Origin of the sequence: Kitasatospora sp. NPDC059577 (assembly GCF_042735475.1) — a bacterium.
In the GTDB taxonomy this organism is placed as follows: Bacteria; Actinomycetota; Actinomycetes; order Streptomycetales; family Streptomycetaceae; genus Kitasatospora.
In genome coordinates this window covers 56,510-67,433 of record NZ_JBHWBZ010000017.1, presented here as the reverse complement: position 1 = coordinate 67,433, position 10,924 = coordinate 56,510, and the positions used below count along the sequence as shown (strand labels likewise).

Below are 10,924 nucleotides of genomic sequence, written 5' to 3'. Positions count from 1 at the left end.
GCGCCCCCCTCTCCCCCCCCCCCCCCGCCGCGGCTCCGCCCCCCGGGCCGCCCGCGGGGCCCGGGCCGTCCGGCAGCTGCCGGACGGCTGGACGCACTACAGCGGGCGAATGTTCTCCGCCTGCGGGCCCTTCTGGCCCTGCGTGACGTCGAACTCGACCTTCTGGCCCTCGAGCAGCTCACGGAAGCCACTGGCGTTGATGTTCGAGTAGTGGGCGAACACGTCCGGACCGCCACCCTCCTGCTCGATGAAGCCGAAGCCCTTTTCCGAGTTGAACCACTTCACGGTGCCGTTAGCCATAAAAACTATCCTTCGAATGGGACGTACGGAACTCACAGGTCGTGAGTTCCGCGTCGCCGCGACGATGACCCACCCGGGGAATGGCCGGGTAACAAAATGCGCCTGCGGTCGCAACCGGCAGGCGCACACAAAGTCCATGGGAACCGCAACTGCAACTACCACGACTGTAGCAGGGTCCGAACCCCAACGGGGGGGTTCTCCCTGGCCAGTTCACCGACGTGTCCCGGACCGGCGGGAGCGGAGGACGGCCACCGCGCCCGCGGCTCCCCCGCGCGCCGGGGTGCGCACCGGCCCCCGCGCCCTCCGGGGGTGATCCGGAAATATCCGGGGCCGAGCCGTCCGTTCCCCCGGAATCGGGCGCATACTGGCGGCAATGACGAATCCAGCCGCGCCCCGTCGCCACCTGCCCACCAGCCCCTTCCGCCAGGCTCCACCGCCGCCCCCGCCCAAGGAATTCGCCGTCGGGGACCGGGTCTCGCACGACGAGTTCGGTCTCGGCCGCGCCATCGGCGTCGAGGGCGACTCGGCCGTCCTGGTCGACTTCGGCTCCCGGACGGTGCGGATCACCGCCCCGTTCGCCAAGCTCTTCCGGCTCTGATCCCCGGCGCACCGGTCGCCCCGGACGCCGACGCCCCGTCGCTCTCCTGATCCTGTCCTGCCAGCCGTGGCCGTCCTGAACCCGCCCCGGCCCCGTCCGCCCCGGATCCCCCCGCAGGGGGAGGGAGTCCCGCCCCCGGGACGATCCGGCGGGGTGGCGCGGGGGCGGAATCGTGGGGGCATGGAGACGACGAGGGACACGGGCTGGAACCGGGTGGCGGCGCGGGCCGGGCACGTGGCGGCGGGGTGGGCGGTGGCCTTCGCGCTGGTGCACGTGTACTGGCTGGCCGACGGGCGGCTCGGGCTGCCCGAGGGCCGGTCGGTGTGGAGCAACACGCCGCTGCTGGTGATCGACGTGATCGCGATCCCGCTCTGTGCGGTGGCCGCGGCGGTGGCGCTGGCGCCGGAGCGGCGCTGGGGCGAACGGGTGCCGGCCGGGCTGCTGACCGCAGCGCTGTGGGGCACCACGGCGCTGCTGGTACTCCACGCCGCGCCGTCCGTACCCGACTGGTTCGCCCTGGCCCTCGGCAGCCGGTCGCCTGCCGAGTTGGACGCGATGGCCCGGTTCGCGACCTTCGGCTACGAGCCGTTCTTCCTGGTCGGCGGGGTCCTCTTCGCCCTCACCTCGCTCGGACGCCGGGCCGGCCGCCGGCCAGCCGTGCGGTGAGCCAGTCGGCGGTGGCGGGGAGCCAGTCCGGCAGGGCGTTGCCGAGGAGGTGGTTGCCGTGCGGGACGAGGAGGAGTTCGGCGTCGGGGGCCCGCTCGGCCAGCGCGGTGGCGGGCGTGACGCCGGGGATCCGGTCCTCGCCGCCCTCGACCACCAGGAGCGGGACGGCGATCCGCGGCGCGAGGGCGGCGAGGTCCACCCGGTCCGCGAAGGCGCGGGCCTCCCGGTACCCGCCGCAGCGCTGCGCGAGGGTCGCGGTGACGAACGGGACCAGGCCGTCCCGGTCCAGCCGGTACGGGCCGCTGACCACCGCCGCGGCGCGCAGCCTCGGCTCGTGGGCGGCGGCCTCGGCCGCGTAGTAGCCCCCCAGACTGAGGCCGATCACGGCAGTCCGGGCCGGGTCCAGGCCGTCCCGGCCGGCGAGGGCGTCGAGGGCGCGCCCGACGACCCGGTGGTACTCCGGCTCCGGCGCGCTGGTGGCGGCCAGGACGCCCTGCCCGGGCCCGTCGATCGCGAGGACGGCGACGCCCCGGGCCAGCAGGGCCTCGGCGACCGCGTGGAACTCCTCCTTGCCGGAGTCCATCCCCGGCACCACCACGACCACCGGCGCACCGTCGCCGGCCGCCCCGGCAGCGTAGGCCCCGGCCCCGCGCAGTGCGGCCGGGCGGCGCAGCCAGCCCGCGAAGCCCTCGCCCTCGACCCGCTCCGCGTCCGGGTCGAGCAGCGCCAGCGCCCGCCGCATCGCCTCGTCGGCCTCGTCGGCCGCCTCCGCCGCGGCGGTCCGGTCGGCGTGCGGGAGCAACCCGGCGAAGTGGAACCAGCGGGCGGCGTTGCGGTACCCCTCACCGGCGGTGACGGTACGGCCCTCGGCAGCGGCACGCTCCGCCGTCACCGCGTGCCGCCGGCCGGCGGCGCGACAGGCGGCCGGCCAGTCGTGCGGGGCGGTGAGCGCGGCGGTCACCCGGTCGTACTCGTAGGGGTCCAGGCCGGCGCCGTGGGCGCGCGGGCGGTTCTCGGCGACGAAGGCCGGCAGCAGGCCGGGGGTGTCGAGGAACGACAGGTCGGTCACGGCGGGGCTTCCCTTTCGGGGCGGGTTCGCAGGAGAGCGGTTCACGAGGGCGGGGGTCACAGGAGCCGGATCGCGGGAGCCGGATCACAGGGGCCGGATCGCGCGGGCGGGATCGCCGGCGCGGGTTCAGGAGACGGGTTCAGGAGACGGTCAGCACGGCCTTGCCGCGGATCCGGCGCTCGCGCAGGTCGGTGAGCACGGCGGCGGTCTCGTCCCAGGGCGCGACCCGGCCGAGTTCCGGGGTGAGCCGGCCCTCGGCCGCCAGGCGCACCAGGGTGGCCAGGTCCTCGCCGTCGGGGAGGTCGGAGTCGGCGTAGTGGAAGTGCCGGACGACCGCCGATTCCGGGCCCTTGAAGAAGTCGAAGAAGTCGAGCGTGACGGGCGTCCGGGAGGCCTGGCCGAACCAGATCAAGGTGCCGCGCCGGGCCAACCGGGCCAGGGCGAGCGGCAACGCGGCGCCGCCGGTGGACTCCAGCACCAGGTCGTACGGTCCGCGTGCCCCGGCCACGTCGTGGACCACCTCGGCCGCCCCCAGCCCGAGCAGCCGCCGGCCGCGCTCCGGGGAGGCGGTGACCGCCGTCAGTTCGGCCCCGGCCGCGGCCGCCAGCTCGGTGACGTAGTGCCCCACGCCCCCGGAGGCCCCGGTCAGCAGCACCCGCCGCCCGGCCAGCGCCCCCGCCGTACGGAGCAGCCGCAGCGCGGTGAGGCCCGCGAGCGGCAGCGCGGCGGCCCGTGCCGTGTCCAGGCCGTCGGGCAGTTCGGCGAGCGAGGACGCCGGGACGCACACGTACTCGGCCCACCCCCCGGCCGGCGGGTGCCCCACCACCCGCCGGCACACGGCGGGCCCCGACCCGTCGGCGGCGGCCTGCACCACCAGCCCGGCCACGTCCTTCCCTGGCCGCCACCCGGCCCGGGGCGCCTCCAGTTGGAAGGTCTCCCCCCGGTTCACCGAGAAGGCCTCCACCTTCACCAGTGCCTCCCCCGGCCCTGGCCGGGGCTGCTCCACCTCCGCGAACCGCACCGGTTCCGCCATCCGCCCCGTCGCCACCAGCGCCTTCATCCCCACTCCTCCGTCGGTCACCCCCTCACCCCACCGCGCGCCGCCCCACCGGTCCAACAACCGCCGGACGGTGACGACAACCGACGGTTGTGGAGTGCCCGCAGCCGGTCGGCCGACCGGGGCCCGCCCACCCTCCGGGCGGACGGCGGGAGTTCGACGGCGGAGTTCGACCGCGGGAGATTCGACGGCCGGCCCTAAGGTGCCCTGGTGGATCTGGATCTGACGCAGGTGCGGGCGTTCGTCGTCGCCGCCGAGGAGTTGCACTTCGGGCGGGCGGCCGGGCGGCTGGGGATCAGCCAGCAGGGGCTGTCGAAGCGGGTGGCACGGCTGGAGGCGGCGCTGGGGGTGCGGTTGCTGGAGCGGGACGCGCGCGGGGTGGCGCTGACCGGGGCCGGGCAGCGGTTCCTCGACCCGGCGCGGCGGGTGCTGGTGCAGGGGGAGCGGGCGGTGGCCGCCGTGGGGTGCGCCGCCCGGCCGCTGCGGATCGACGTGTGGGGGCACCTGTACGCGCCGATGCGGACGCTCGCGCAGGCGGTGGACGCGGCGCCGGGGCTGACGGTGGAGCCGGTGCCCGGCCGGGACCTGCCGACGGTCGCGGCGGCGTTGCTGCGCGGGGAGTCGGACGCCGGGTTCGGCCGGGTGCATCCGCTGCCGGACGGCGGGGACGCCGGGCTGACGCACCGGCTGGTCCGCCTGGAGCCGGTGGACGCACTGCTGAGCACCGGGCACCCGCTGGCCGGCCGCGGGGTGCTGAGCCCGGCGGAGCTGCGCGGCAGTGTGCTGCGCTACCCGGCGGCGGTGGACCGACTGGACTTCCTCACCCGCTTCGCCACCCGGTTCGACGTCCCGCGGCGGGTCGGCTCGACCAATCTGGGCCTGGAGCACTTCCTGGACGAGGTCGGCGGCGACCCGTCCTGCTTCTCGCTCGTCCCGGCCGACACCCCGCTGCCCGACCGTCCGGGCGTGCGCACCGTGCCCCTGGCCGGTCCGACCCCGCTCTACGCCTGGTCGCTCCTCTGGCGGGAGGACGGGTCCACCGATCCGCACCCCCGGCTCGACGAGCTGATCGGGGCGTTCGCCACGGAGGCGGCCCGCAGCCGGTGGCTGGAGTACGACCCCGTCCGCGACTGGCTCCCGGACGCGGACGAGGCCGCGCTCCACCCGTAGGGCGGGCCCGCGGACACCGCCGCCGGGCCGGCCGGTCCGCCGGTCCTCCGGTCCGCCGGCCGGCACCTTCCGATCACCACCTCCCGGTCCGTCACCGCCGGTCCTTGACGGCCGGTCACGTCCGCGGGACCGGCCGGGCACGCCGACCGGGTCCCGCGACGGCGCGCACCTCCGACGGCCCGGGGGCGGGCGGACGGCTCAGGAACTGCGGAACCAGGTGGTGTCGGCGCCGAGCACCGAGCCGTCCGCCGCGTAGAGGGTGAAGGTCCTGGCGTCCGAGCCCGGCTTCTTCGCGAGGGCGAACCAGTGCGTCGGGGAGTCACCGACCGCGACCGGCACGGCCTCGGTGGAGCCGCCGGTCACCCAGGTGACCACGACCTTCGCGACCTGGGGCGCGACCCCGCAGATCAGCACGGGGGAGTCACCCAGCTCCGCGCCCTTGAGGCCGAGCACCGTCCCGCCGCCGGAGAAGGGGGAGGGCGGCAGGGACACGGCGGCCGGCCCCCCGGGGACGACGGTCCGGTGCACGCTGTCGTCGACCTGCCGCGTGCCGTCCAGGGTGAGGTAGAGGTTCACCGCGTCCAGGTCGGCCCGCCACGCGCGGTCGACCTCGGCGTCCGTCGTCCTCGGCAGCTGCGGGATGGCCGCGTGCCGGTCCTCCCAGAGCAGTTCCTCCTGCCGGTGGGCGTCCTCCCCGGTGGGCGCGGCCGGCCACAGCGCGGCCCAGGCCTGCCAGCTGCGGCCGCCCACGGTGCCCTCCCCGACCCGGACCCGGACCGGGGTGAACGGGTCCCGCGCGGGCGCGGTCGGGGTGGCCGCCGCGGACGAGGGGGCCGAGACGGACGCGGAGACCGAGGCCGAGGCCGCCGCCACGGTCGAGACCGTCTGCCGGCCGCGCTCGCCGAGCACCGCCCCGCCGCCGACGACCGCCGTGACCAGGACGGCCGCCGCCGCGGCGGTCAGCAGCCGCCGGCGCCGCAGTCGCCGCCGCCCCCCGGCGACCAGCCGGTCGTACGGGACCGCGCCGGTCTCGACGCTCCCGGCCAGGTCGCCGAGGGCCCGCGCGGCCGCCGCCGCGCCGTCCCCGGCCGCGGCCGCCGGGCCCCCGGTGCTGGACTCGTTGCTCATCTTCCGCCTCCGATGCTGGTCAGTCCGTTGAGTGGGGAGGCCGCCCGGAGCTTGGCGAGGCCCTTGGACGCCTGGCTCTTCACCGTCCCGACCGAGCAGCCCATGGCCGCGGCGGTCTGGGTCTCGGTGAGGTCCTCCCAGTAGCGCAGGACGACGGCCTGGCGCTGGCGCGGCGGCAGGGCTCCGAGCGCGGCGAGCAGCACGGCCCGGTCGTCCGGGTCGGTCCCGGCCGGTGCGGCCCGTTCCGGGAGGTCGTGCACCAGCTGTTCGGCCGGTCTGCGCCGGAACCGCCGGGCGTGCTCGTTGACCAGGATCCGGCGGACGTACGCGGGCGGGTCGTCCGCCGCGCGCACCCGGCCCCAGGCGACGTACGCGCGTTCCAGGGCCTGCTGGACCAGGTCCTCGGCGCCGTGCCGGTCCCCCGCGAGCAGGTACGCCGTCCTGAACAGCCGGGTCCACGCGCTGCCGGCGAACGTCCGGAACTCCTCGTCCCGCGCGGTCTTCTGGGCTCCCATGAGCACCTCCTCACCCCCCTGGAGCCCGCGACGGCCGCGGACCGTTGCCCGCCGTTCGCGATTCGCGGCCGGCGGCTGTGACACTGGAGGGGCTCGAAAACCGAGGTGCGCTCCGCCGCACCTCCTTGCGAACCTAGAGGGATGCCCGCAGTGAGTTCTCCCGCAGTCCAGTCCGCCCCCGCGCCCGCCGAGGGTCCCGGAATCGGTGAGCTGGCCGCCCGCCTGCCCGAACTGACCCTGCGCGACCAGGTGCGGATCGGACGCCGGCTGGAGGGGGCGCGCCGGGTCCGCAAGCCGGAGGCCCGGCAGAAGATCGCCGCCGAGATCGCCGCCGACATCGACCGTGCGGAGCTGCTGGTCGAGCAGCGCCGGGGCGCCGTCCCGCCGATCACGTACCCGGCCGAGCTCCCGGTCAGCCAGAAGAAGGACGAGATCCTGGCGGCGATCCGGGACCACCAGGTGGTGATCGTCGCGGGCGAGACCGGCTCCGGGAAGACGACCCAGATCCCGAAGATCTGTCTGGAGCTCGGCCGCGGCGTGCGCGGTCTGGTCGGCCACACCCAGCCGCGCCGGATCGCCGCCCGCACGGTGGCCGAGCGGGTCGCGGAGGAGTTGGACAGCCCGCTGGGCGAGGCGGTCGGCTGGAAGGTCCGGTTCACCGACCAGGTCGGCCAGGACACCCTGGTCAAGCTGATGACGGACGGCATCCTGCTCGCGGAGATCCAGACCGACCGCGAACTGCTCCAGTACGACACCCTGATCATCGACGAGGCGCACGAGCGCAGCCTCAACATCGACTTCATCCTCGGCTACGTCAAGCAGCTGCTCCCCCGCCGGCCCGACCTCAAGGTCGTGATCACCTCGGCGACCATCGACCCGGAGCGCTTCGCCCGGCACTTCGGCGACGCCCCGATCGTCGAGGTCTCCGGCCGGACGTACCCGGTGGAGGTCCGCTACCGCCCCGTCGTCGACGACGACGCCGAGGACGACGGCGACGAGGTCGACCGCGACCGGGACCAGGTCCAGGCGATCTGCGAGGCCGCCCAGGAGCTGCAGGCCGAGGGCCCCGGCGACATCCTGGTCTTCCTCTCCGGTGAGCGCGAGATCCGCGACACCGCCGACGCCCTCAACCGGTTGAAGCTGAGGAACACCGAGGTCCTGCCGCTGTACGCCCGGCTCAGCTCGGCCGAGCAGCACCGGGTCTTCCAGCGCTCCGGCAGCCGCCGGATCGTCCTGGCCACCAACGTGGCCGAGACCTCGCTCACCGTCCCCGGCATCAAGTACGTGATCGACCCGGGTACCGCCCGGATCTCCCGCTACAGCCACCGCACCAAGGTGCAGCGGCTGCCGATCGAGGCGGTCAGCCAGGCCAGCGCCAACCAGCGCAAGGGCCGCTGCGGCCGCACCTCGGACGGCATCTGCATCCGGCTGTACTCGGAGGAGGACTTCCTCTCCCGCCCCGAGTTCACCGACGCCGAGATCCTGCGCACCAACCTGGCCTCGGTGATCCTGCAGATGACCGCGGCCGGCCTCGGCGACATCGCCGCCTTCCCGTTCCTGGACCCGCCGGACTCGCGCAACATCAAGGACGGCGTGCACCTGCTGCAGGAGCTGGGCGCGCTGGACCCGGACGAGAAGGACCCGCGCAAGCGCCTCACCCAGCTCGGCCGCAAGCTCGCCCAGCTCCCGGTGGACCCGCGGATGGCCCGGATGGTGCTGGAGGCGGACCGCAACGGCTGCGTCCGCGACGTCATGGTGATCGCCGCCGCGCTCTCCATCCAGGACCCGCGCGAGCGCCCCGCCGAGAAGCGCCAGGCCGCCGACGACCGGCACCGCCGGTTCACCTCGGAGACCTCGGACTTCTTCTCCTACCTGGCGATGTGGCGTTACGTCCGGGAGCAGCAGAGGGAGCTCTCCTCCTCGGCCTTCCGCCGGATGTGCAAGACCGAGTTCCTCAACTACCTGCGGATACGGGAGTGGCAGGACATCTACACCCAGCTGCGCACCGTGGCGAAGCAGTTGGGCGTGGCGATCGAGGAGCCCCACGCCGACGCCGAGCCGGACGCCGACCGGATCCACCAGTCCCTGCTGGCCGGCCTGCTCTCCCACATCGGCCTGTTCGACCCGGAGAAGCGCGAGTACGGCGGTGCCCGCGGCGCCCGCTTCGCGGTCTTCCCGGGCTCCGGCCTGTTCAAGAAGCCGCCGCGCTGGGTGATGTCGGCCGAGCTGGTGGAGACCTCCCGGCTCTGGGCCCGGATCAACGCCAAGATCGAGCCGGAGTGGGTCGAGCCGCTGGCCGGCCACCTGATCAAGCGCAGCTACAGCGAGCCGCACTGGGAGAAGAAGGCCGGCGCGGTGCTGGCGTACGAGAAGGTCACCCTCTACGGGATGCCGGTCGTCGCGCAGCGCAAGGTCAACTACGGGAAGATCGACCAGGAGCTCTGCCGCGAGCTGTTCATCCGCAACGCGCTGGTCGAGGGCGACTGGGAGACCCACCACCGGTTCTTCGCGGAGAACCGCAAGCTGCTCGGCGAGGTCGAGGAGCTGGAGAACCGGGCCCGCCGCCGGGACATCCTGGTGGACGACCAGACCCTGTTCGAGTTCTACGACGCCCGGCTGCCCGACGAGATCGTCTCCACCCGGCACTTCGACGCCTGGTGGAAGCAGGCCCGGCACGAGCAGCCGGACCTGCTGAACTTCGAGAAGTCGATGCTGATCAACGACGCCGCCGACGGCGTCACCGAGGCCGACTACCCGGACCACTGGCAGCAGGGCAAGCTGCGCTTCAAGCTGACCTACCAGTTCGAGCCGGGCAGCGACGCGGACGGCGTGACCGTGCACATCCCGCTGCCGGTGCTCAACCAGGTCACCGCGGAGGGCTTCGACTGGCAGATCCCCGGCCTGCGGGAGGAGCTGGTCACCGCGTACATCAAGTCGCTGCCGAAGGCGGTCCGGCGCAACTTCGTCCCGGCTCCGGACTTCGCCAAGGCGGCGCTGCGCGCGGTGAAGGACCGGCAGGAGCCGCTGCTCCCGGCCCTGGAGCACGCCCTGAAGCGGCTGACGGCCGTCACCGTGCCGCCGGAGGCCTGGGACGACGAGCGGGTGCCGGACCACCTCAAGGTGACCTTCCGGGTGGTGGACGGGCGCCGCAAGCTCGCCGAGTCCAAGGACCTGGAGGAGCTGCGGCTGAGGCTCAAGCCGAAGCTCAAGGAGACGCTGTCCTCGGCCGCGTCCGGCCAGGGCATCGAGCAGGGCGGGCTGACGGCCTGGCCGGAGTCCCTGCCGGTGCTGCAGCGCACCTTCGAGCAGCGTTCGCGCGGGCACTCGCTGCGCGCCTACCCGGCGCTGGTGGACGAGGGCGGCACGGTCGGCGTCAAGCTGTTCGACACCCCGGAGGCCCAGGCGCAGGCGATGTGGGAGGGCACCCGGCGGCTGCTGATGCTGACCACCACCTCCCCGGCCAAGTCGATCCAGGGCCGGCTGGGCAACCAGGCGAAGCTGGCGCTCTCGCACAGCCCGCACGGCTCGATCGCCGCCCTCTTCGAGGACGTCGTGTCCGCCGCGACGGACCGGCTGATGGCGCTGGCCGGCGGTCCGGCCTGGGACGGGGCGGCCTTCGGGACGCTGCACGACAAGGTGCGCGCGGACCTGTACGACCTGTCCGCGGACACCACGCTGAAGACGGCCACCGCGCTGATCGCCTTCCACAAGGCCTCGACCCGGCTGAAGTCGGTGAGCAGCCCGGTGCTGCTGAACGCGGTGAACGACGTCCGGCTGCACCTGGCCTCGCTGGTGCACCCGGGCTTCGTGACGGCCACCGGCTGGCAGCGGCTGCCGGACCTCAAGCGCTACCTGCTGGCGGTGGACCGCCGTCTGGAGGCCCTGCCGAACCACCCGCAGCGGGACGCCCAGCAGCTGCTGAAGGTGCAGCAGGTCCAGCAGGAGTACGGGGAGCTGCTGGCGGCGGTGCCGGCCGGGCGGCAGCCGTCCGAGGAGGTGCGGGCGATCCGCTGGATGATCGAGGAGCTGCGGGTCAGCTTCTTCGCCCAGTCGCTGGGCACGCCGAGCCCGGTCTCGGAGAAGCGGATCATGAAGGCGATGGAGGCGGCGCGCGCGGCCCTCTGAGCCGGGCGGCCCCTCCGGCCCGGGGTGCCGCCGGTCCGGGGGCGCCGTGAGCTGCGGGTGCCGTGAGCTGCAGGTGCCGTGAGCTGCGGGTGGGCCTTCAGGAGCCAGTTCGACCTGGGGGCCCACCATGGGCTACAGTCTGTCTTGTTCGCAGCGCGGCAAGCGAGTGAACGAGATCAGAACAATCTGGTCCCGTGGAGCAGTTGGTTAGCTCGCCACCCTGTCAAGGTGGAGGTCGCGGGTTCAAGTCCCGTCGGGATCGCCGCAGTGCGAGAGGCCCGGAACCGTCAGGTTCC

Annotated in this window: 9 protein-coding genes and 1 tRNA gene; 5 read left to right on the top strand and 5 right to left on the bottom strand. The window is 74.4% G+C overall.

What is annotated here, in order from left to right:
• Positions 1 to 96: 96 nt before the first annotated feature.
• Entirely contained in the window at positions 97 to 300 is a 204-nt protein-coding gene (locus ACFV0O_RS16230) for a cold-shock protein (RefSeq protein WP_350636871.1), read from the bottom strand.
• Between the two features lie 373 nt (positions 301 to 673).
• Here ACFV0O_RS16230 and ACFV0O_RS16225 point away from each other — a divergent pair, with 373 nt between their 5' ends.
• The gene (locus ACFV0O_RS16225) at positions 674 to 898 is read left to right on the top strand and encodes a hypothetical protein (protein WP_360257895.1); all 225 of its coding nucleotides are present in this window, start codon (positions 674 to 676) and stop codon (positions 896 to 898) included.
• Positions 899 to 1,078: 180 nt separating this feature from the next.
• Positions 1,079 to 1,564: a DUF3995 domain-containing protein gene (locus tag ACFV0O_RS16220; protein WP_380341718.1), complete on the top strand. Its 486-nt coding sequence runs from the start codon at positions 1,079 to 1,081 to the stop codon at positions 1,562 to 1,564.
• Here ACFV0O_RS16220 and ACFV0O_RS16215 read toward each other — a convergent pair.
• Positions 1,518 to 2,633, bottom strand: coding sequence for an alpha/beta hydrolase family protein (locus tag ACFV0O_RS16215; protein WP_380341717.1), 1,116 nt, complete (start codon positions 2,631 to 2,633; stop codon positions 1,518 to 1,520). The two genes, ACFV0O_RS16220 and ACFV0O_RS16215, sit on opposite strands and share 47 nt — an antisense overlap.
• A 139-nt stretch (positions 2,634 to 2,772) precedes the next feature.
• Positions 2,773 to 3,693 (bottom strand): zinc-binding dehydrogenase, encoded by a 921-nt coding sequence (locus ACFV0O_RS16210; protein ID WP_360257901.1) that lies wholly within the window; start codon positions 3,691 to 3,693, stop codon positions 2,773 to 2,775.
• 207 nt (positions 3,694 to 3,900) lie between these two features.
• Here ACFV0O_RS16210 and ACFV0O_RS16205 point away from each other — a divergent pair, with 207 nt between their 5' ends.
• Positions 3,901 to 4,860: a LysR family transcriptional regulator gene (locus ACFV0O_RS16205; RefSeq protein ID WP_380341714.1), complete on the top strand. Its 960-nt coding sequence runs from the start codon at positions 3,901 to 3,903 to the stop codon at positions 4,858 to 4,860.
• 198 nt (positions 4,861 to 5,058) lie between these two features.
• Here ACFV0O_RS16205 and ACFV0O_RS16200 read toward each other — a convergent pair whose 3' ends face one another.
• Both ACFV0O_RS16200 and ACFV0O_RS16195 read right to left on the bottom strand, forming a co-directional pair.
• Positions 5,059 to 5,988 carry a hypothetical protein gene (locus tag ACFV0O_RS16200; RefSeq protein WP_380341711.1) on the bottom strand — a complete coding sequence of 310 codons (930 nt, stop codon included), beginning with the start codon at positions 5,986 to 5,988 and terminating at the stop codon, positions 5,059 to 5,061.
• The gene (locus ACFV0O_RS16195) at positions 5,985 to 6,503 is read right to left on the bottom strand and encodes a SigE family RNA polymerase sigma factor (RefSeq protein ID WP_380341708.1); all 519 of its coding nucleotides are present in this window, start codon (positions 6,501 to 6,503) and stop codon (positions 5,985 to 5,987) included. The genes ACFV0O_RS16200 and ACFV0O_RS16195 overlap by 4 nt, the downstream gene beginning before the upstream one ends.
• Before the next feature lie 141 nt (positions 6,504 to 6,644).
• Between ACFV0O_RS16195 and hrpA the strand changes: the two genes are divergently transcribed.
• Both hrpA and ACFV0O_RS16185 read left to right on the top strand, forming a co-directional pair.
• Positions 6,645 to 10,628: an ATP-dependent RNA helicase HrpA gene (hrpA, locus tag ACFV0O_RS16190; protein ID WP_380341706.1), complete on the top strand. Its 3,984-nt coding sequence runs from the start codon at positions 6,645 to 6,647 to the stop codon at positions 10,626 to 10,628.
• A 188-nt stretch (positions 10,629 to 10,816) separates the two neighbouring features.
• A tRNA-Asp gene (locus tag ACFV0O_RS16185) sits at positions 10,817 to 10,890 on the top strand.
• Positions 10,891 to 10,924: the final 34 nt, after the last annotated feature.

What these genes read in the sequence shown, in the direction of transcription:
- ACFV0O_RS16230 (WP_350636871.1), bottom strand. Translation starts at nt 300, where the DNA reads ATGGCTAACGGCACCGTGAAGTGGTTCAACTCGGAAAAGGGCTTCGGC.
- ACFV0O_RS16220 (WP_380341718.1), top strand. Translation starts at nt 1,079, where the DNA reads ATGGAGACGACGAGGGACACGGGCTGGAACCGGGTGGCGGCGCGGGCC.
- ACFV0O_RS16195 (WP_380341708.1), bottom strand. Translation starts at nt 6,503, where the DNA reads ATGGGAGCCCAGAAGACCGCGCGGGACGAGGAGTTCCGGACGTTCGCC.
- hrpA (WP_380341706.1), top strand. Translation starts at nt 6,645, where the DNA reads ATGCCCGCAGTGAGTTCTCCCGCAGTCCAGTCCGCCCCCGCGCCCGCC.
- ACFV0O_RS16225 (WP_360257895.1), top strand. Translation starts at nt 674, where the DNA reads ATGACGAATCCAGCCGCGCCCCGTCGCCACCTGCCCACCAGCCCCTTC.
- ACFV0O_RS16210 (WP_360257901.1), bottom strand. Translation starts at nt 3,693, where the DNA reads ATGAAGGCGCTGGTGGCGACGGGGCGGATGGCGGAACCGGTGCGGTTC.
- ACFV0O_RS16200 (WP_380341711.1), bottom strand. Translation starts at nt 5,988, where the DNA reads ATGAGCAACGAGTCCAGCACCGGGGGCCCGGCGGCCGCGGCCGGGGAC.